Annotated in this window: 15 protein-coding genes; 8 read left to right on the top strand and 7 right to left on the bottom strand. The window is 45.2% G+C overall.

Going from position 1 to position 21,260, the window contains the following annotated elements; all coding sequences use genetic code 11:
- The first annotated feature begins 400 nt into the window (after positions 1-400).
- The 5 genes from B0I21_RS06840 to B0I21_RS06860 all read left to right on the top strand — a co-directional run bounded on the left by B0I21_RS06840 (position 401) and on the right by B0I21_RS06860 (position 10,276).
- Positions 401-982, top strand: coding sequence for an RNA polymerase sigma factor (locus tag B0I21_RS06840; protein WP_133639731.1), 582 nt, complete (start codon positions 401-403; stop codon positions 980-982).
- 797 nt (positions 983-1,779) lie between these two features.
- A complete protein-coding gene (locus B0I21_RS06845; protein WP_133639732.1) occupies positions 1,780-2,889 on the top strand; it encodes a FecR family protein in 1,110 nt (369 codons plus the stop codon).
- A 115-nt stretch (positions 2,890-3,004) separates the two neighbouring features.
- The gene (locus B0I21_RS06850; protein WP_243835970.1) at positions 3,005-6,430 is read left to right on the top strand and encodes a TonB-dependent receptor; all 3,426 of its coding nucleotides are present in this window, start codon (positions 3,005-3,007) and stop codon (positions 6,428-6,430) included.
- A gap of 11 nt (positions 6,431-6,441) precedes the next feature.
- Positions 6,442-7,875, top strand: coding sequence for a RagB/SusD family nutrient uptake outer membrane protein (locus tag B0I21_RS06855; RefSeq protein ID WP_133639733.1), 1,434 nt, complete (start codon positions 6,442-6,444; stop codon positions 7,873-7,875).
- A 1-nt stretch (position 7,876) separates the two neighbouring features.
- Positions 7,877-10,276, top strand: a complete 2,400-nt coding sequence (locus B0I21_RS06860) for a PDZ domain-containing protein (protein WP_133639734.1) — start codon at positions 7,877-7,879, stop codon at positions 10,274-10,276.
- Between the two features lie 93 nt (positions 10,277-10,369).
- Here the strand turns inward: B0I21_RS06860 and B0I21_RS06865 are convergent, their stop codons facing one another.
- From B0I21_RS06865 to B0I21_RS20260, 7 genes are all read right to left on the bottom strand, one after another.
- Entirely contained in the window at positions 10,370-10,585 is a 216-nt protein-coding gene (locus tag B0I21_RS06865; RefSeq protein ID WP_133639735.1) for a DoxX-like family protein, read from the bottom strand.
- A 151-nt stretch (positions 10,586-10,736) separates the two neighbouring features.
- Positions 10,737-12,557, bottom strand: coding sequence for a glycoside hydrolase family 2 protein (locus B0I21_RS06870; protein ID WP_133639736.1), 1,821 nt, complete (start codon positions 12,555-12,557; stop codon positions 10,737-10,739).
- A gap of 528 nt (positions 12,558-13,085) precedes the next feature.
- Positions 13,086-13,817 (bottom strand): hypothetical protein, encoded by a 732-nt coding sequence (locus tag B0I21_RS06875; RefSeq protein WP_133639737.1) that lies wholly within the window; start codon positions 13,815-13,817, stop codon positions 13,086-13,088.
- Positions 13,818-13,997: 180 nt separating this feature from the next.
- A complete protein-coding gene (locus tag B0I21_RS06880) occupies positions 13,998-15,806 on the bottom strand; it encodes a S41 family peptidase (RefSeq protein WP_133639738.1) in 1,809 nt (602 codons plus the stop codon).
- A gap of 28 nt (positions 15,807-15,834) precedes the next feature.
- Positions 15,835-16,581, bottom strand: a complete 747-nt coding sequence (locus B0I21_RS06885; RefSeq protein WP_166637788.1) for a helix-turn-helix domain-containing protein — start codon at positions 16,579-16,581, stop codon at positions 15,835-15,837.
- A 104-nt stretch (positions 16,582-16,685) separates the two neighbouring features.
- Positions 16,686-17,756 (bottom strand): S41 family peptidase, encoded by a 1,071-nt coding sequence (locus B0I21_RS06890; protein ID WP_133639740.1) that lies wholly within the window; start codon positions 17,754-17,756, stop codon positions 16,686-16,688.
- A 121-nt stretch (positions 17,757-17,877) separates the two neighbouring features.
- Positions 17,878-19,038, bottom strand: a complete 1,161-nt coding sequence (locus B0I21_RS20260; RefSeq protein ID WP_208292280.1) for a S41 family peptidase — start codon at positions 19,036-19,038, stop codon at positions 17,878-17,880.
- Between the two features lie 520 nt (positions 19,039-19,558).
- Between B0I21_RS20260 and B0I21_RS06900 the strand changes: the two genes are divergently transcribed.
- The 3 genes from B0I21_RS06900 to B0I21_RS06910 all read left to right on the top strand — a co-directional run bounded on the left by B0I21_RS06900 (position 19,559) and on the right by B0I21_RS06910 (position 21,184).
- On the top strand, positions 19,559-19,993 hold the full coding sequence (locus B0I21_RS06900) for a nuclear transport factor 2 family protein (RefSeq protein WP_133639741.1): 435 nt from the start codon (positions 19,559-19,561) through the stop codon (positions 19,991-19,993).
- Between the two features lie 263 nt (positions 19,994-20,256).
- Complete coding sequence (locus B0I21_RS06905; protein ID WP_133639742.1) at positions 20,257-20,667, top strand: hypothetical protein; 411 nt, start codon at positions 20,257-20,259, stop codon at positions 20,665-20,667.
- 196 nt (positions 20,668-20,863) lie between these two features.
- Complete coding sequence (locus B0I21_RS06910) at positions 20,864-21,184, top strand: hypothetical protein (RefSeq protein ID WP_133639743.1); 321 nt, start codon at positions 20,864-20,866, stop codon at positions 21,182-21,184.
- The last annotated feature ends 76 nt before the right edge of the window (positions 21,185-21,260 follow it).

Below are 21,260 nucleotides of genomic sequence, written 5' to 3' on the forward strand. Positions count from 1 at the left end.
AGAAAAGGTTAAGTTTGTGTAACATCGGATTTGTATTTACATTCGCTTCGCAACTATCGTCAGCCCGAGCATGACTGTGTGGAGGTACGCCTGTTAAAAAACACAACAACCTGAGAATTTTCCATAATAATCGAATGCTTTACAAACTAGTTACTAAAAGATCTGGATCTTATTTAGGACTTCTATCCAGCGACGACCTTTAAAATAGGAGCGGTTAGCCGCACCTCAATCTTTAAACAGTTTTAGGCCATAGATCGTAAAGCAAATTACATTATATTCGTAAAATATTAAATGTGTAACACAAGCTTTAATCCAGTCGAAAAGTCAATTACCTGATGATTGGTGTGCTATCTTGGTAAGCAGTTAAAGCCAACGAAAATTCACAGGTATACCAACGGAAATGGAAAAACATTTGTTATATGCCATAGCAAAGGGAGATGAGCGGGCTTTCGAAGCCCTTTACGACACGTATTTTCGACAAATTTATCATTTTGTTTTAGGGTACGTTAAATCGCCTAATCTTGCTGATGACATTGTTCAGGAAATTTTTGTCAAGGTCTGGGAAAAACGAGAAACACTGGCTTCTGTAGAACTGTTTAAACCCTACCTCTATGTTATGGCGAAAAACCAAACGCTTAACCAGCTCCGGTCCATAAGCCGCTCGAAGGCTTCCCAGCAGGAGCTACTCCAACATTATGTCTTCTCCGAACGCAGCACGGAAAATATGATCCAGAATAAAGAGTATCAAGCGTTTATCAATAACGCTTTTCAGCAATTATCGCCGGCAGCGCAAAAGGTATTTTCGCTGTGCAGGGAAGCCCAAATGAGTTATGAGGATGTCGCTAAAGAAATGGGATTCAGTCGGCACGCCGTCAAGAAATATATGATGCAAGCGATGAAAACTTTTCGGCAGCTACTTTCCGGCCCGATCGATGTAAACTATATTGTCGTGTTTTTTAGTCTTTTAGGGTTGTTGCAGTAGGTCTTGTTTTAGCAGAGGATGTACCTGTTTCTGGTTTTGTCCAACCCATATCCCGTCCGTCCTTAGCCAGGACAGGGCATTACTTTTGAAGGGCAAAAGTAATCAAAACCCCGTCGCTTGAAACCTTTGCAGGGAGAGCTTGTGCAATAGCAGATGTCTACATATTGCAAAGCTTTCGAGGCGACATGTCCGTTAAGTAAGGAAAGTGCAACCTATTGTTCCCTCATTTTATCGCAATACCCATTACGCACTACCCTTATCTACATACTAAGTACTAAAATCTAGATAAACACATCGCAATACGCATATCTCACTACGCACTACCACATCCCAACCAAAACCCCGTCGCTTGAAACCTTTGCAGGGAGGGCTTGTGCAATAGCAGATGTCTACATATTGCAAAGCTTTCGAGGCGACACTTTGCTTAATACTAGTTTGTGCAATTGAAATTATCTTCGATGAGCTCGCTACGCTCGGTTAAAAATAAAAAGTAAAAAAATTCCTACACAGTACCATTTCTACGTACTATCTACTAACATCTATAATATCTCACTACGCACTACTCCACACGCAAGATTGCCGCGCCCTCGTACCTCCGGCTCGCAATGACGCCGACTTTGGCACACATCATATCTCAATTCGCATTACCCACTACCCAATCTACCTACTCTGTACTATCTACTAACATCTAATATCCACAATGCTATAAAAAATAAAAAAACTGGTACCCTAAAATAGTTGGCCGGTGTGTATATATACTAAACAGCGAGAGCAATAAACCCTCTCGCGAGCTAATCATGAGTAAACAAACGCGATTATATAGGCAATTGGTTCGTCGGTACCGGAATGGGCAAGCTTCTGAGGAGGAGGTTGCGCTTTTTATGGATCTTATGCGCCAAGAGAAACACCGGGCTGCTGTCGAGCATGTCATGGATGAGGAACTTGGCGTTAGCACGGTACGCGCGCGACGTAAATCCATTCTTATATGGTTGCGATATGCTGCTGCGGTGAGTCTCCTCACGCTTGCCGGATGGGCTGCCTTCTATTTTTTGCAGACAGCGACGACGGAGCAGAAAATACAAGTCATGAAACAAGTTCCTCCGGCGAGCTCCAAGGCAACCCTGCGCTTGGCAAATGGCGATGAGCTGTCTTTGGATAGCACCAGCGGTCAGCTGCTTCTCGACAGCGAAGCGATCAGAAACGAAAAAGGCGAAATACTTCATCAGGATCAGCAAGCGACGGCCTTCTACGAAATGGTGGTTCCAATGGGCGGAACGTATCAATTATCATTGAGCGACGGCTCAAAAGTTTGGCTCAACTCGGGGAGTACGCTTCGCTTTCCACAGCAATTTGCTGCACAGCGCCGAGAGATTGAACTGAAAGGCGAAGCATTTTTCGAAATTAAAAAACAAACGGATGCTGCAGGCCACCGCATTCCGTTTATTGTGAACACTGCACGCCAACAAATTGAGGTATTAGGCACACAGTTCAACGTCAAGGCCTATACAGATGAAACATCCGAAACCGCAACACTCGTTGCAGGAAGCGTACGGGTAAGAAACAAAAGTGACAATGAAGAAAAGCTGCTCAACCCCGGCTTTCGTAGTGTTTTGCACCCAAATGGGACTATGAGCGTAAGCAAGGCTGACCTCGAAGAAGTGTCGGGATGGCGCGCTGACGCTTTTGTATTTAATGATGCTGCCATAGGCGATATCGTGAAACAGTTGGCGCGCTGGTACAATATTGACGTGGTATACACAGGAAGTAGCGATTCTTCTTTCCATGGTTATATGCCGCGCAACATCCCGCTAGGTGAAGCCTTGGAAACCTTAAAAAGCTCGGGGGAACTGGAATACAGCTACCAACATGGAAAAGTATACATCAAAACAAAGAAAAGGCCTATGTAAAAGAAAGAAAAAGGGAAGAACGGTGAAGTTCCAGCAACACCGTTCTTTAAATCAAATTAAGTTGATTAAAAGATAATTATCCGCTATCCATTAACAAACAAAATTTACTAAATGTATGAATTTCATGCTTACGTTCCTAACGCCTACTCGGCAGGAGGAAACCAACAAACCGCAAGAAAAAAATAGATTAGGTATGAGTCGCAAGAAACTATCCGTACGATTCAACCTCCTCTTTTTATTACTGAGCGTCGCGCTGTGCGACGTGTACGGCGAAGCGTACGCGCAGGACATCACATTATCGTATAAAAACGAAAAACTAGATGTCGTGCTGAAATCTATCAGTAAACAAAGCGGCTACCGATTATTCTATAACAGTAGCTTACTAAAGGAATCTCGACCCGTAACGATACAGGTCAATAAAAGCCCTCTAAAACAGGTTATGGATCAGGTGTTCGCGAACCAACCCTTGACGTATACACTGGAAGGCAAGTCTATGGTAATCCGCGCAGGTGCAGACAAGAAAAACGCGCCTAGTAAATTGGCTTCCGCACCAATACAAGAAACCATTACGGGAACGGTGTCCGACAGCCTGGGAAGCCCCCTAGCAGGCGTCAGTGTCAAACTGAAAGGAACAAATGTTGCCACATCCACTGATGCGCAGGGACGATTTGAACTTACCGGAGCCTCGGCGGGTACAGCGACCTTAGTTTTTTCGTTGATCGGCTACCGAAGCCGCGAGCTTGTATACAACGGCACTCCTGTGCAAATAAAGCTTGTAGAAGAACCGGCCGGCTTGGATGAAGTGGTGGTGGTCGGTTACGGTTCGGTCAGAAAAGCCGATCTGACGGGCGCTGTTGCCACGGTAAACGCCGAACAGATTCGCCAAGTAAATGGTATCTCCAATGTGGCACAGGCGCTACAGGGGCAAGCACCTGGCGTGCAGGTTAACCAAGCCTCGGGTCAACCCGGTGAGGGCATGAAGATCCAAATTCGCGGGCTCAACTCTATCGGAGCGAGTAATGCTCCGCTATACGTTGTTGATGGACTGCCTTTGGATAATCTATCTGCACAGCTGAACCCGGAAGATATCGAGAATATTTCCGTTTTAAAAGATGCCTCTTCTACGGCCATATACGGCTCAAGGGGCGCTAATGGAGTGATTATGATTACAACGAAGAAAGGCATAAGCGGAAAAACACGAGTTGGTTACAACGGCTATATCGGCACACAATGGTTACGAAAACGGATCGATCTGATTGATGCTACGCAATTTGCCAATCTACAGAACGAGGTTGCAGCCAACGACGGAAATCCGCTTCCCTGGTCTGCAGAACAAATTCAAGCACTCGGGCGAGGTACGGATTGGCAGGATTTAGTCTATCGAACCGCGATGATGCAAAACCACGATGTAAACATCAGTGGCGGTAATGAACGGACGAAGTATTTCACCTCATTTGGCTATTTTAATCAGGATGGTATTATTCGCAATTCAGGATTCGAGCGCCTCTCTTTTCGAACCAATATCGAACACCAGCTTTTAGACAAGCTAACCCTTGCCACAAACGTTTCCTTGCAAAACGCAAAATACAACCGCGCGCAATATGAAAGTGCCGATGGCGGCGGAGGCATTCCCTGGGCGACCATCGTGATGCCACCAACACTGGGCGTCTATGATGAGCAAGGTAATTACACGCGTTTTACCGGCGTGTCTTGGGGCGAGACCAATCCAGTAGGAATATCCGACAATTGGAACAGTGTCTCTAATAATTTGCGCGTTATCGGCAATACCAATCTCGCCTATGAGATTGTATCAGGACTGAAAATTCGGCTGAGTGCCGGAGTAGATCATGGCTATACAAAATCAGATCAATATTTCCCTGGTAATATTAGCTTGGGGCAACGCACCGACCCGGATGGTAATTCGATTTTTGGTGTGGCAAGCAAAAACTACGGAAGTTCTACCACATTCGTAAACGAGAACACGATAGAATACCAGAAAGCGTTTGATGCACATAAACTCGACCTTGTTGCCGGCTTTACCTACCAGACGAGCAAGGGGGATGGTTTAAATAGCGGTAATGGCGTGGGGTTCTTAAGTGACATTTACGAGACCAACAACATCGGTTCGGCAATCGTTAGAGCTTTGCCTTCTAGTACTTTTTCAGACAACAAACTCATATCCTACCTGGCTCGAGCAAACTATAACTATGACGATCGCTATCTCCTGACATTAACCGGCCGATACGACGGATCCTCGCGTTTCGGCGCGAATAATAAATTTGCGTTTTTTCCTTCTGCGGCGATTGCCTGGAATATCAACCAGGAAGAATTCCTAAGTGATAATGAAACTATATCGCTACTAAAAGTCCGCGGCTCTTTCGGGCGCTCTGGAAACCAAGCAATTACGAACTACAGGACATTAGCCAATGTCGCGAACACCGATGTGATTTTTGACAACCAGATTAATACCGGTTTTTTTCTCAGCGCATTGGAGAACCCCAACCTAAAGTGGGAGACGACCCAACAGCTCGATCTGGGGCTGGCATTGGGCCTTTTTGAGAACCGCATACAGTTTGAGGCCGACTATTACTACAAGCGCACAACGGATCTTTTGCTCAACGTGACTTTACCCGGATCTGGTGGCTTTCCATCCGTTTTGCAAAATGTCGGAGCCGTGCAAAACCGCGGGTTTGAGTTTCAGCTTGCGGTGCAGCCCAACCTCGGCGAAAAATTGCAGTGGACCAGCACATTGAATGTTTCTGCGAACAGAACAAAGGTGTTGGATCTTGGCAACGACGCCTATGGCAATCCCATAACCTTTCAAGAGATCAACACGGGGGGCAACTGGTTCCCAACCATTGTCGGGCAATCGATGATGCAGCTGTATGGATTTACTGTGGAAGGTATCTACCAAACCGATCAAGAGGCGATAGACAACGGCGAACCTTCGAAGCGAGCAGGTGACTACCGCTTCAAAAACTGGGATGGCGAGGGGATTGTCAATGACACGGAAGACCGTACCGTGCTCACCCGCTTGGAGCCCAAGTTCACTTTTGGTTTTAACAATAAATTTCAGTACAAAAATTTTGATCTCTCTATGTTAATTGTGGGCAGCTACGGCAACGATATTGTCAACGAATTTCGAAAGTACAATGTATCGCTAAATGGCCGCTGGACGCCTACGCGGGAGGCCTACGAAAACCGATGGACGGGCCCCGGAAGCCAGGGGAATTTTGATCGTCCCAGCGAAAATAGCGGCAGCCCGATTCGCGATTATGCGAACTCCCTTTGGGTGGAGAATGGCTCCTACCTCCGTCTTCGCGATATCACGGTTGGCTATACCTTACCAGAAGCATGGAGCAGCCAGCTAAAGATTTCCAGGCTACGGGTGTATTGCAGTGCGCAAAACCTCCTTACCTTGACGAGCTATAGTGGTTACGATCCTGAAGTATCTTGGGGAGCTGCCTCGGTGAACGGATGGGATCGCGGGAACTATCCTGCAGCCAAATCAGTAACAGCCGGTTTAAGAGTTGACTTTTAAGATTGATCCGTATGAACACAACCTATAAATTACTTACGATGATGCTCCTTGCCATTGGCATGCAGAGCTGCGAAAAAATGCTGCAGGAAGAGCCCAAAACCGTTTTGAGCCCGGAGCAATTCCTCCAAAACCCCGGAAGCTATGAAACATCCGTAAAGGGTATATACAGTGGCCTGCCCTTATACGTTTCTTTTACGCATGAGATGATAACGGACCTTTACGCGCCTCCCTCCGCTGCCGCAGAACAAGCGCTCCCGATCTACAATAACCAGCCAACGCCCTTCTATTTTAACGCTAGAAATGCCTGGAATGGCCCCTACTCGATGATCAAGAACGCTAATTTTATCTTGCACTATTTGCCCGCCGCGCCGCTGGATGAGACATTTAAAAACCAGCTTACTGCCGAAGCGCGTTTTTTACGAGGCTATGCCTTTTTCAATTTGGTGCAGCTATTTGGCGACGTGCCGATGCCTTTGCTTCTTGCGGAAAATTACGATAACCTACGGCTCCCTCGGACGCCGCAAACAGAAGTTTATGAGCAAATCGTACAAGATCTGCTTTTCGCGGAAGACAACCTGCCCGATCAAGCCCGACAGGTGGGCCGGGTGTATAAGTTAGCCGCGACAGCGCTCTTGGCCCGCGTGTATTTAACGATGGCGGGCAACCCGCTCAACCAAACAGAACGCTTCAGCGATGCGCTGGAAAAAGCGCGTTTGGTGATCAATTCGCAGCGATTTTCCTTAACAGAAGACTATGCCGCTGCTTTCCATAACATGGCCTACACGTCTGAATCCATTTGGGACAAACAATATGTTCCAGGACGTGGTGGTAACGGCTTGCATAGTGCCTCGGCCACAGCGGAAGGTTATGTTCCTACACTCATTCCCTCTAGCAATTTTATACAAAGCTTTCCAACGGGCGATCGGCGATTGGCATGGGGCATTATGCAAAACTATCCCGCGCCAAATGGGCCTTTACAGCGTCCGTTCTTCCATAAATTTGTCGATGCAGCCCTCATCGATCGTGGTGTGCTTCCTAGTGGAGCTCAAGTTTCCTTTAGCATCCCTTTGCTACGTTACGCCGAAATGTTTCTGATTGCCGCCGAGGCGGAAAATGCGCTGAACGGACCTGCACAGGCTTACGCCTACGTTAACGAAATCCGACGCCGGGCACGGGTGGATAAAGGTAATCCCACACATGTGCCAGATTTGAGCGATCTGACCCAAGAGCAACTTCAGCAAGCGATATGGAAGGAATGGGATTGGGAGATGCACCAAGAGGGATTGAGTTGGATGACGATGAAGCGGACAAATACCTTCAACCGTATTCAACAGCAACGCGGTGCTACGCTTGTTGTTCCGGTAGGACTGTACAACCAAACTTGGCCTATCCCGATTGAAGAAATTACCAATAACAATATTCCTCAAAATCCATTATACCAATAACATGATAACATTTATTTCCATTATTATCCGACAAGCCTACCCCTTACTCGTAAGCAGCTGTGTTGCCCTGTGCTTCACGCAGGCCGTGGCACAGTCTACCTCGGTACAGAAGATCTATGTTGCGCAAACCGGAAAGGACAGCAATACAGGAACCTCTTCCCGGCCCTTCGCTAGCCCCCATGCCGCGATGAAGCGTATTGTCGCATTGAAAAAAAGTGGTTCTTTAGCCCCTATCGAAATGGTTATCCGCCAGGGCACCTATCGTTTGGATAAACCACTCGTCGTTACGGCCGCCGAATCCGGCTCTGAAAACGCACCGTTAACAATCAAAGCGGAGGAAGGACAACAGGTAACACTGAGCGCTGCAGTTGCGCTACATCTAACCTGGGAAAAATACCAGGAAGGCATCTGGAAGGCGCAAGTTCCTAAAGCGCTCAGCTTTCAGCAGCTCTACGCCAATGGCCGACTGCTAAACAGGGCGCGGTATCCCAATTATGATCCAACCGTCCTTCCCTTTCAGGGATACGCAGCAGACGCGTTAAGTCCCGAGCGCGTGCAACGCTGGAAGGATCCGACCACGGCCTACGTACATGCTTTGCATATTGGCCGATGGGGTGGTTTCCATTACCGCGTGAGCGGTAAAGATCAGGAGGGCAAGCTCACCTTTACCGGTGGCGAACAGAACAACCGCCCAAGCCCTATGCACGAGACCTATCGCTACGTGGACAATGTATTCGAAGAGTTGGATGCGCCCCAGGAATGGTTTCTGAATGAAAAAACAAATACGCTTTATTACTATCCCGAGACCGGCATCGATCCGAATACGGAGAAATTTGAGGCTCCGCTATTGGAAAACATCCTGACGATACAAGGTAGCTTAGCGCATCCGGTGCGCGACGTCCGCGTGGAAGGCATTCGTTTTACACATACGGCACCCACCTTCATGAAGACTTCAGAACCTCTTTTACGAAGTGACTGGACGATCTACCGGCAAGGTGCCGTAAAAATAGAAGGTGCGGAACGTTGCCAAGTAACCGGTTCTGATTTTGTTGACCTGGGCGGAAACGCCGTCTTCGTAAGCAATTACAACCGGGATATCTTGATCGCCAATAATCTCATTGAACGCATAGGTGCCGGCGCCATCAACTTTGTGGGCAGTACGAACGCCGTGCGCTCACCTGCTTTCCGTTACGAGGAATTTGTACCGCTAGCGCAAATAGACAGCCTAGCAGGGCCAAAATCCGATGATTTTCCGAAGGACTGTGAAGCCAGCAACAACTTGATTCGCCACATCGGTCTTATTGAAAAGCAAGTCGCCGGCGTTCAGATTTCCATGGCCTCGGCTATCCGCGTTTTACATAACAGCATCTACATCGTGCCTCGCGCAGGCATCAACATTGGCGATGGAAACTGGGGCGGCCATGACATTGCCTACAACGACGTTTTTGAAACCGTATTGGAAACCAGCGACCACGGCGCCTTCAATTCTTGGGGGCGCGATCGGTTTTGGCATCCCGATCGGGAGGAAATGGATAAGCTAACGGCTATACACCCTGAATGGGTGCTTTTGGATGCGATGCAACCTACACAGATCCGGAACAATCGGTTTCAGTGCGACCACGGCTGGGACATTGATTTAGACGACGGATCCTCCAACTACCGCATCTACAATAACCTTTGCCTCAGCGGTGGACTAAAGCTTAGAGAAGGCTTTTATCGCACCGTGTATAACAATATCTTGATCAATAATGGCTTTCATCCGCATGTCTGGTTCAAGGATAGCCATGATGTTTTTCGAAACAATGTTGTTATGCAGAGCCATGCTGATATCCAGGTAAAATTTTGGGGTGATACGGTGAACTACAATTATTATTCATCGGCAGCAGATCTTAAAAAAGACCAAAGTAAAGGCGTTGAAGCCAGTGGTGAAGTCATTGATCTTCATTTTAAAAATGCCGCTCAAGGCGATTTTCAATTGTTGGGCAATGTTCCTCCAGGATTTCAAAATTTTGCTATGAATTCCTTTGGCGTGCAGGCGCCGCGGCTAAAAAAAATCGTCGATATGCCGGCGGTTCCGAAGCTAAGCTCACAACAAACGATGGCTAGCGCCACGGTTCTATCTTGGAAAGGTGCGCAGTTTAAATCGATCGAAACGCTTGGCGAGCAATCTGCTGCAGGGCTTCCTGCTATAGAGGGTGCACTGCTCGTCAAGTTGGAGGCGAACAGTCCGCTCCGTAATAGTGGTCTGCGTGAAAATGATGTTGTTGTAACTTGCCAACATGAACCGATCAAAACCAGCGCAGATCTGGAACGCATCGTCAAGCGCGATAGCTATATGAGTCAAATAACCGTAGTTATCTATAGAAATCAAAGCAAGCAAACCGTGTTGTTAACCTTGTAGTCGTCTACGTGTTGAACACGGCAATGAATTTCTATATCTTCAACCCAGATAAGCGTACGTGTATCCTTATCTGGGTTTAATCAAGCTTTATTGCTATACATAGAAACACGATGGAAACCAAACGGCCAATGCAACCTCGGAAAAGCCGATGGCAACTATAATCAACTTGGCATGTGGCGAACCCAAAATTTCAGCTACAATATGTTCATGACGGGGGACGGCTCCCAGTATTTTGCAATATAATCCGTTAACCACCCAAACGGATGCAATAACGATCGTAAGAATGCTGTTTACCGCTTTTTTTGTCATGTACGTTAGGTGCGCAAAAAATATTATTCCTTAAATATAGAAAAAACTATGTGTTGCGCTAAAACCATATTGCCTGGAGGCGTTATCAATGACATTGCAACAAACTTATTTTGACTCAGCATTGCTTCCCAAAAAAACACAACAGCGGCAATTACTTCGTCGCTGTTGCGCTTTTAGCCCCTGCTTTTATTACAGCTTGGTTCACGGCCCGTATACGATCCAATTGCATTTTTTCCACCTGCCGATCGTAGGTCAATAAGCCATTGACCTCGTGTTCCACATCGGTAGTTTGTGTGTAAATCGCAACGCTTAGGCCTTTATAGCGGACGAGCTGCTCCACAAAGTCCATTAAGAATACGTAACGATCCGTTAATGCTGCCGTCGTTGGTTCATACGCATAGGCATTATTTTCCACCGGCCACATATGCCCACGGACAAACAGCCCCACACCACCAAACTCCCCCAGCGAAGCTGCACGTTTGTCGTCCGGCTCTGATGCGCCTTTCGGCCCGACATAAATATGTGTATCTACAAAATCACCATTACCCGGATCACCGTAGGCCTTCTGGTAAGATGGATTATTGTTGAAGCCTGAGTTGCCATTCACCAGCCGCGAAGGATCATATTGTTTAGTCCACGAGGTAATATTTTTCACGTCAAAGGCACCCCAATTTTCATTGAAAGGCACCCATGCAATGATAGATGGCGAATTGTAGTGTTGGTCGATAAGCGCTTGGTATTCCTCCCGGAACGCTTTTCGATAAATTGTGGTATCTTCATCCGGATACCACAGGCAAGGCATATCCTGCCAAACCAACAACCCCATTTTATCTGCCCAGTAGTAGAAACGTTGGTGTTCTGTTTTCATATGCTTCCGAATGAGGTTGTAGCCGGCTTTCTTGGTATATTCCATATCAAATTTAAGCGCTTCTTCTGTTGGGGCGGTCAATATGCCGTCCGGCCAATAGCCTTGATCGAGAAGCCCCACCTGCATCACAAACTCGCCATTTAACAGCGGCCGTACAACGCCATTCACTTTTCCAAGATGAACATCACGCATACCAAAGTAGCTCTTCACTTCATCTACTAGGATTCCATCGTTGTTGTGAAGCGTCAACTTTAAATCGTAGAGAAAAGGATCGTCTGGCGACCATGCGTGCGGGTTTTCAATCGGGATGTAGAAGGTTTCATCGGCCTGTGCTTTTACAGCGGGCAAGGCTTTATTTCCATGGTAAGCTATGGCAGAAATGGTTGCTTTACTCGATGTTTTGACTGCAACTTGAAGCCGCTTGCCAGCCAAATCAGGCAATACTTTGATGGCTTCAATATGTGTTTTGCTAACGGGTTCCAGCCACACGGATTGCCAAATGCCGGAAGAAAAGGTATAGTCGCCGCGCGGGCCATTCTTACCGGATGGATATTTACCGTCGTTTCTGTCGTGCGCTGCCAACACAATAGTATTTGCACCGCTTTTGAGTAAAGATGTAATGTTTAGCTGAAAAGCATCATAGCCGCCAGCATGGCTCCCCGCTTTTTGTCCATTAATAAATACCGTGGCATCATGGTCTACCGCCTCAAAATGCAAGATCACGTCTTTCCCGTTCCAAGCAGCTGGCAAATCGAATTGCCGCTTATACCACATATTGATTTCTTGTTTACGCTCGATTCCTGATAGGTAGGATTCCGGGCAATAAGGCACCAGAATAGTTTCTGCGTCCGCTTGAAAGACAACTTCTTTGTCTGGATGCAGGGCATTTGGTGCATCTTTTCCTCCTATGTATGCCCATTTGCCATTTAGGCACTGCCAATCATTGCGCACCATTTGGGGTCTAGGGTATTCGGGCAAAGGTACTTCAGCACGCTTTGCGGCAGTCGTCCATCGGGTGGGAAGTTTGGCCTCCTGCGCGACCATCCGCTGGCTTAATGCAGACAGCAGGCACGCGACAAAGAAAAAGATGTTTATTCGCTTCATGGTTTAGTTGATTGCTATTGAACGAGTGAATATAAACAACTAAATTGTTTTACGATCATGGCAGGCGTTATTTAACACATCAATAATCTAGCTGTAAACAGATATTTAGTATTAGTCTGCTACGTTGCAAACCCTTAAGATGTAAAGACGTTTGGAAGCTAAACTATATGTAAACGGGTAGCTACTGGGCTCGAGCTCCGCCAATGGGGTAGAAAAGTGTTCGGCGCAGATAGCGGTGCAACACGTACGATGCTCAGGAGCAATGCATACCGATATCTGATATGTTAATTCTTTGTTAAATCGTTATAGCAGTAAGGGAGAATACGAAATTTAGTCTTACATTTGAGCATTCATAATTAGGTTTATAATTGGTTAGTTAGTTTGGAAACCCTAAAGCTCCCCGCTTTAGGGTTTTCTATGTATATGAAGTTTCGTTCTCTATCCGTTGTCAATCCACTATAAATGATTTCGTGTTTAATAATATGGAGAATGCTGCCACTTGCGATCGTATGGAACCGCCTTTACAAATTACATATCATCTGCTACCGCCTGAGCACGTTTTTCTCCAGCCACTTTTAGTCGGTGTTTTTTGTACTCATCTTCTGTTAGCACGTTTTTTAAGAATGTACTATCTATACCCCCACTATTTAGCGACGCGTAAACCTTATCTGTGTTGAGGTACAAAATCACCGGAAAATCATCGGGTTTCACATGGTTTTTAATATTGGTTATAATTTCCTTGTGCGCGTGCTTCACCTGCTTGTGAAGCAGTCTGGACCAAAAGAATACCACCACATCCTTCCCCTCTGGTATATCCAGCTCATTGATGCCAAGCTTCTCCGTTAGATCGTCAACGTTCCATTGTTCGTAGTCTACTGGCGCTGCTGTTTTGGGTATATAATTAGCAAATCGATCATCGATATTCCATTTTAATTTCCCTACGCCACCCGGCGCCAAGCAGTTTACATGAAAAGAGCGTAGCTTTTTGTCGGCATCAAAATAGAGCATTTGTATCGGCTGTAGAGCAAACTTACTCTCTAACGAATCAAACAGTGTGGAATAACGTATTAGACCGGTGTCTGCTATCAGAATATCTTGTTTAGGACCGGGGTATTTAGCCAGTAGCGCGGAGGCGTTTTGCCTGTAACGACTTTCATCAAAATGCGCCACATGCTGTACCCCCATAAACCGCATCAGAATTGATGTGCAGGAACTTAGGCTTATGCTTACTAAAGCAAGAAAGAAGCGTATGGTTTTCATGATTTTCGATTTAATCTTTTAATAGCCAGGGTTTGCGCAACACGAATATACAGAATAAATTACAAAAAATAATGCTAAGAGAAATTTGCATTTAAAATACTATTCGATAAAATTTTTCAAAAAAACTTCACAAACTATTAATTAATTCGAATAACCAAGCGAAAAAAAAACAAAGACAATCTATTGTCGCCTATCAGCCCTGTTAATAAGCCTTTGCACCTGTTCCAGAACCGGGTCCTTGCCCTGTAGATAATCTCCAATTGTTGGAATAATCTCGTAGTCTGGAATCAGGCCCCGGCCAAAGGGTACGCTTTTGTCCGGAGTATCCACAATAAACTTGATCAGAGGAATGCGACCGGATAGACCGGAGTTGGGCAAGGTGAAATTTAAAAAGTAACCGCTGCTATTGCCATAGTATCCACCTCCGGTTTCTTCGCCGAGGAACACGGCCGATGTGTGGTTTTTCGCAAGCGCCGCAAATTCTGAGCCTCCAGAAAACGTCAATCCTCCCGTCAATATAAATATCCGACCAGAAAAATGCCAAGGGCTCGGACTTAGGCCCTCATAAGTACCAGGGATATTTACAAATCGACCATCCACATCACGAAAAAATTCACGACCCATCTTTGCGCGGAGCACGCTGTCTTTGCCGCTATAATCTGTCATCGAGGTAAACGAAAAGCTATCCGCAGGAACTTCAACGTACCGATACTTCGTATACTTTTTATCAATGAGGTACGACATTAATATATCTTCCATCCCTTGAGCGCCACCCTCATTCTTTCGAAGATCGATCACGAGGTTGTTGATCCGCAGATCATGAATTTTTTGAAAAGCACTATCCATTTTACTTTTAAAGCCTGCCTTGCCTCCTGGATACCAGTTGGTGCCAAAATCATTGATCGTCAGTCGTGCGTAAGCGGACAGGCTATCCATTTCGATCTGCAACGGTTCTTTGAAATACAGCAGTGGATTTACGTTTTTAAACGATTTACGCATCTTACTATACGTTTTTGAAGACACAGCAGGAATTTGTATGGATACCGTTTTCGAGGTTGCTGGCTTTATGACGTGTAGCGCATACGTATCGCATAGGCCGTACAAACGAAGAAGGTAGCTGGAAAAGATGTCTTCTACCCATCGCATTTTACTGGTGATATTATAGCCGTCGGCCGGTTCAATAGCAAACATGCGTTGAAGAACATCTTCCGTCTTCAGGCCATTGATGGCCGTAATTTCAGCACCCTTTAGCGTAGCATCGCTACTCTCCAATACATACACCTTACCATCGATTATTTTCACCAATAGCGGAAGGTAGGTGCCATATTGCCTAAAATAATTATTTGTTTCGTCTGATAAGCGAATGGAGGCATGCCCCTCTCGGGTTTGCATAGTAAACGGTGCTACCAGGTTGTAAAAGTTCAACGCGGTCATTCCATCCACAATCAATGCACGCTGCTCCCTGTAAAGACTATCAAACTCCGCGAAAGTATGATACCAAAGGCCTAATCTAGTTTCCAAATAGGCGTTTCGTAACATCATGAAATCCGCCTCCAATGCGTGTTTTGTAAAACGTGTCAAGGTATCGGTTATGCTGGTGGTGCGCAAACGAAATGAGCCCTCTGCCGTATTTTCTTTGTAATCGAGCGGATGAATGGACAACGTGTAGTAGGCCGAAGAATCTGGCGAATACACCAGCTTTTCCAGGCCGAAGCGGCCATTTGGCGAATCTTTTTCGGCGAGTAATTTTCCTTTACTGTCCATCAGTGTGAGCGAAAGGTCTATACCATGCTGCTCAACCGCTATTTGGTATACACGATCTTTAAGGAGGTAATATCGTGCCCTATAGGGTTCATGCATCCGGATGGCTTGCTCTACTTCGTTATGATTTACGGCTAAAGTTTCTTTTTCCTGCGCTAACGAGAACGTCCAAAATAACAACGCACATCCCAACAGCAAAATACGAAACAACATGTCTTTTAGTTTCATCGTGCCAAAACTAACGCATTATCGGGATTTAAAATTGTACGATATTGAACGCGCTGTTGCGATAAACCCCGGGGGATACCCCCACTATCTTTTTAAATTCGCGCGTGAGATGGGGAACATCGTAAAATCCGGTTGACACGGCAACTTCCAACAAATCATCAGCATGCAAGAGCAGATCTTTCGCGGCCTCGATTCTTTTTTGGATAACATAGCGATTGGGCGTAAGTCCTGTTTCCTGCTTAAATAACCGCAGAAACTTAAATGAATCCATTCCGAATTTTTTTGCGGTATCCGCTAAAGAAAAACTTTGCTGCCGGTGCTCATCTAAAAATTCGTGAAACAAACGCAGGTCGCTGCTTTTAAACGTAGAAGGAACGGCATACTTCTGCACCAACACTGCTAGGCAGTTCAGCATCCGCCTTTCATATTGCGCAGCGGTGTCTGAAGGCTTGCGACTAAGTGAAAGAAATTCCAAAAACAACGCTTCGTCATAGATCACCTTTTCCTCAAAGAAAACATCTGCTTCGCCATTCATGCTTTTAAGCACATCCGGTGCGACGTAAAACGTAGTGAAAGTATTTCCCATAATTTGCTCGCAAGGCGTGGCGTGCACCTCCTGTGGATTCGTAATGCACAAGTTGCCTATTGGCGCGCGAAGTACTTTACCCGGCAGTTTCACGGAAAACGTTTGATTCAGGATCAGCGCAATATTAAACGTATCATGCGTATGGTCGGGAAAATCCAGCCGATGATGCTGAGCATATAAAATTTCCATGCCATCCAACATGTGCAATCTTTTAAAATCATTGCGACTCCTCATAGGCTAAACAGAATATGGTCTATCGTTCCGAAAACAAAAAACATGAACTGTGCTCCGCATTATTTCCCTGTCGAACCTTCTCGAAGAAAACCGAGCGCGGCATCAATATATTTCGCTTTCACGGCAGCATCCGTCTTTTTTAGTTTTTGCAAGTCGGCGTCCAGTACAACGAGCCTATCGGGCGCAATCCCTTCGCCAATGGCATAGCGCTTCCCGCTGCGATCTTTCAACACATCTGTTGTTAGATTGAGTAAATAACTTTTAGCAAGCGGATAGGCTGTATTTCCAGAGGTCAATCCATTCGTTTGTTGACCAATCACTGTAACATTTTTTTGCCCTTTAAAGGCGGCAACGAAAAATTCACCTGAGCTAGCCGTCTTTTGGCTAGTTAATAAAATGATAGGAATATCCGTATGGCTGAGCTTGACCGGGTGTAATGATACATCGTTTAATTTAAATAATTCAAACAACCTTTCTTCAAACTTCTCTCCGTTTGTTTGCCACATTATTCTGGTCTGTTTCTCTTCTTGGCCTCGGCTGTTCAGAAAGGAATGTATAGTATCTTGATCGATTAGCGCATACATTTGCCATAACATAGGTATAATAGATCCGCCATCATTTTCTGTCACATCAAAAATCCATGCTTCCGGATTCCTAGCATCCAGCTCCTGCAATTGGCTTCCTATCGTTTCAATGTATTTTCTATATTCTAACGCTACACCGGGAATATTGACATATGCAAATCGTCCTTCCAATAAGTCGCTTTTAAAATGAAGGGGCGGATAGCCCGCTTCTTCGTACGTTATGTGCGCAAACTTTTCCAAGAAATCCAGCTCATCTTCATCCTCTTCGTCAGCTTCTATATACGAAATAGAGGAGTGGTGATCCTTTAATTTCTTCAGGAAGCTCTTGAAATGAGGTTTCAGCGCACTGATTTCTGAGATATTCTTTGTTTCCTCTAACAGCGCCGTGCGTCCGGAATCTAAATCGATTGTATGCCGCATATAGGCATGATCTTGAATCAATTCGATAAATTCGGATACCAAAGCACGCGTATTGGGGGCTTGTCCATAAGCTGCTTGCCAAAGCAAAGTAATGCTTGAAAACGTAAGGATTACAAGGATCTTCATTATGTATATATCGGTTTTTGTAGTCGTTGCTGCAATAATACTTTTTTTAATCTATAATGTCGGAATATTTTGCATCTACTTTAGAAAACGCTCCAACACGCTTGAAAAATAGTTTTTTGGATCACTTACCGTCAAGTACCGATAAAACCTCCTCTATCCAATCGCTATCATATGGTAAATAGACGTCGGGTTCCACGCCAATGCCTTCATACGGTAAATAGTGCTTCCAGCCTTCTTTCATGTCTGTAAAAGCTATCTTAAAAAAGCCCGAGGGTGTCTTTAACTCTCTGCCGGTATTACGTCCATAGGTAAGCACCCCACCGGTGCGGTCACCAAAGACCTTCACATTTGGCAAAGCCTTCAAACGTATTACAAACTGCTCTGCATTACTCCACGTTCTACGATCTACAAGCACATGCAAACAACCACTGTATGTTGAAAGGATCTGATACAATTTGTTGGAATTCTTATTTCCGCCACCACTATTTCCGCGGACGTCTACGATCAAATGCTTAGCGAGATCGATATTGCGGAGTTTTTCATAAAACAAGATTGCCTCATTAAGCTTCGGTTCGGATGCGCTAAAAGATGGTATACAAACATAGTCCACATCCTGCGTCAATTTTCTAAAGCCATAGTCGACGCGTTGTGTCTCCATGGGAAATTTACCAAGCGAACGATTTTTTTTAGACCAGCCGGACGACAAGAGCAAACCTTCTTTAAAGTATTCCGGCACAGACAGCATCTGTTTATCTACATATGCCCCCATAAACATGCGAAACCCTTTATCGCCTCGAGGGATCAGCGAAAAAATCACTTCGCCCCGAGACCAAGCAGGAAGTTTCGACCGTAATACAATACCTTTGTAATGAGCCGCCTGTTTGTATAAAGCAATTTCTACTATATTTTTATAGTGATAGATGCCCGTTAGCTCCTTCGTATCTGTTTCGGAAAGGACTGTTTCCAAACTGTCTAAATTCATTTGAATGTTCGGAAAGATGTGCTTGTTGTCGGCATGCATCTTTGCCAGTGTAGACGAGTCTTTCAAATCTTCTAAGCTATACTTCGGAGAGTTTCCAATAATGCTATTATGAAAATCCAGTACCTCATCCATCAATTCATGATAGTCCATGTAGGCGTTAAATTTTGATACGCTATCATCGCTTGTCTTGAGCAGTCTCTGATAGCACTCGTCGACCTGCTTATGCCGATCAGCCTGCGTCTTATAAGAAGCAGACTGCTTCAGATGCGTGTAAATAAATGCTATGTCTTTTGCATACATCTGTTTAGACAACTGCTGGCCAAATGTTTGATTTGCACAAACAACAAAAATAAGGACACTACAGCACTTCATGGTTAGGTTATTCATCCTGTCTAAATTACGATAATATGGACAACGATAGTACATATCCGCCGTAAAAAGCAAACGATTCTTTTTCGGTATCGGATGATGGAAACGATCTGGAATTCCACCTATCTTGTACTTTTTGTTCAGTTGCGGACATCCCACTGTTCGCTGGCGTACACGCACTGTTCGCTCGATAAAATACAAGTCGCTAAAAAGCAGCTTCTTATCATTTCTGGCAGCGGCGTTGCATACATCCTAACATGAAACAGGTACGAAAGGCGTTCGCTTAGCGAACAAGACAGATCCATTCGCCGAAAATATGGATGGATTTACCGAGAAACCCGGGCCATTAATCTAATGGCTATTCGACCGGGCCACATAGCGCACTACCTTTGAGTCATCAAATAAGAAATAAAAAAATTAACAAGATAACAATCCGTAAAACAGCAACAGCATGAAAAAGATAGCAACAACCCTAGCAGCAGCAATTTTGATGATCACTTCTTTCAGCGCATTCGCGGCAGAAGAAAACAATCCATTAAAGGATGTCAAATCAGAGAAAATTATTTCTACGTATTTGGAAGCAACGACATTGGGAAGCATAGACCTGAACACGTTTCTTTTTGCCGAAGATTTTGAATACCGGAACAACAGCAATAAGGATGTTTTCTCAAAAACAGAGTACCTACAGTTCTTGAAAACGCAGAAAGGCCTAGTGTATGATTGCAAAACAAGCTATGAACTATTAGACCAAAGCGGGCAGACCTGTCTGGCAAAAGCGACCATGACATTTGAGAACTTTACCCGTGTAGACTATATCACGCTTAACCAAGGAAAAGACGGCTGGAAAGTAAGCGAAGTAATAACTACATACGCAAATCCTGAATAGATTTTTGTTTCAATATACGACATGTCGGGAGACATTTCATTGTTTAGTTTAGTTAAAAAAGTCTGCAGCTTGCAGGCTTTTTTTATTACAAGACAAGACTATAAAAAGTGTGTGAGGAAGACCCACTTCTCAGCAAAGAGGTAAATCAGTTCAACTTTTTACCGATGTGCTTGCTCGTTTGATGCGACAGCCCGCTGTGCAATAACGCATGTAGCAATCATCCTCCTGCCTTCGTTTATAACTGATGACCAACATAATCGAAGATGAAAACATTCAATATACTGTCTGTAATCGTTCTCATTTTAATGGCTTTTGGCTGTAACAAAACTGATGTTCCTGTCAATAGCAACGAGCTGACGGGCAAGTGGAAGTTGGTTGGCCAAGATTGGGGACTGCCTGATGGCTATGTAGAAGTGAAAAACGGTTACGAGTTAGTTTTTCATGTTGACGGAACGTTTCAAAAACAAAAGTACAATGATTGCCGAAATGGGAACTATCGATTGACAGACAGCTCTATTATTTTCGACTACGACTGTGCTACTAAAAGCACAATGCTGAGCGAGGGCGTTCAGGAAGAATATTACTCCCTCTCAAATGGTTTGCTACAGCTTACGCCCAGCTACCTTAATTGTGCCGAAGGCTGTAGCGACAGCTATAAAAAGATAGCAGATTAGAAAAGATGTGATTTTTGTGTCGAACCTCTTACGAGTACGCGCTGTTGTTCATCCCGCATAGCGATATACGCTAATCTATATTGATGGGTCTCTACAACATTTAACTTAGGTCGCACGGCTTATTTCAATGATTTTTGCATTACTCAACAGCGGTATGTATCTTCGTTATTCCAAATCATTAACCCTAAACAAGCAAATGAACAAGCTATTATTGACCTTCTTACTGACCACGATCTCTTTCCTGAGTTACGCTCAAAACCAATATGCGACGACCAGCAACGGACGCACCGTGCTACTGAAACCAAATGGCACGTGGGAATATGTACAGTCAGATGGCGGAACCACACAGCGCACGACAGCAAACGGGCGGGCGGGAGCCAGCAAATACAGCGTCTCTTCGCAGGCTACATCCAGTCGCGCGAAGCAACGGCAGTACATCCGTGGTCCGCGCGGAGGATGTTACTACATCAATGCCAACGGAAACAAAACGTATGTGGATCGTAGCCTGTGCAATTAGGCTGAATAAACGTTTGCCGTGTACAGGTTGGCACACCCACTAATCATATAACCGGAAAATGCGTGTCGAAACGAAA

This window comes from Sphingobacterium paludis, assembly GCF_004364125.1.
Classification (GTDB): Bacteria; Bacteroidota; Bacteroidia; order Sphingobacteriales; family Sphingobacteriaceae; genus Sphingobacterium; species Sphingobacterium paludis.

Excerpts from the sequence above, each read along its gene's own strand:
- B0I21_RS06840 (WP_133639731.1), top strand. The coding sequence starts at position 401 with ATGGAAAAACATTTGTTATATGCCATAGCAAAGGGAGATGAGCGGGCT.
- B0I21_RS06845 (WP_133639732.1), top strand. The coding sequence starts at position 1,780 with ATGAGTAAACAAACGCGATTATATAGGCAATTGGTTCGTCGGTACCGG.
- B0I21_RS06850 (WP_243835970.1), top strand. The coding sequence starts at position 3,005 with ATGAATTTCATGCTTACGTTCCTAACGCCTACTCGGCAGGAGGAAACC.
- B0I21_RS06855 (WP_133639733.1), top strand. The coding sequence starts at position 6,442 with ATGAACACAACCTATAAATTACTTACGATGATGCTCCTTGCCATTGGC.
- B0I21_RS06860 (WP_133639734.1), top strand. The coding sequence starts at position 7,877 with ATGATAACATTTATTTCCATTATTATCCGACAAGCCTACCCCTTACTC.
- B0I21_RS06865 (WP_133639735.1), bottom strand. The coding sequence starts at position 10,585 with ATGACAAAAAAAGCGGTAAACAGCATTCTTACGATCGTTATTGCATCC.
- B0I21_RS06870 (WP_133639736.1), bottom strand. The coding sequence starts at position 12,557 with ATGAAGCGAATAAACATCTTTTTCTTTGTCGCGTGCCTGCTGTCTGCA.
- B0I21_RS06875 (WP_133639737.1), bottom strand. The coding sequence starts at position 13,817 with ATGAAAACCATACGCTTCTTTCTTGCTTTAGTAAGCATAAGCCTAAGT.
- B0I21_RS06880 (WP_133639738.1), bottom strand. The coding sequence starts at position 15,806 with ATGAAACTAAAAGACATGTTGTTTCGTATTTTGCTGTTGGGATGTGCG.
- B0I21_RS06885 (WP_166637788.1), bottom strand. The coding sequence starts at position 16,581 with ATGGAAATTTTATATGCTCAGCATCATCGGCTGGATTTTCCCGACCAT.
- B0I21_RS06890 (WP_133639740.1), bottom strand. The coding sequence starts at position 17,756 with ATGAAGATCCTTGTAATCCTTACGTTTTCAAGCATTACTTTGCTTTGG.
- B0I21_RS20260 (WP_208292280.1), bottom strand. The coding sequence starts at position 19,038 with ATGTATGCAAAAGACATAGCATTTATTTACACGCATCTGAAGCAGTCT.
- B0I21_RS06900 (WP_133639741.1), top strand. The coding sequence starts at position 19,559 with ATGAAAAAGATAGCAACAACCCTAGCAGCAGCAATTTTGATGATCACT.
- B0I21_RS06905 (WP_133639742.1), top strand. The coding sequence starts at position 20,257 with ATGAAAACATTCAATATACTGTCTGTAATCGTTCTCATTTTAATGGCT.
- B0I21_RS06910 (WP_133639743.1), top strand. The coding sequence starts at position 20,864 with ATGAACAAGCTATTATTGACCTTCTTACTGACCACGATCTCTTTCCTG.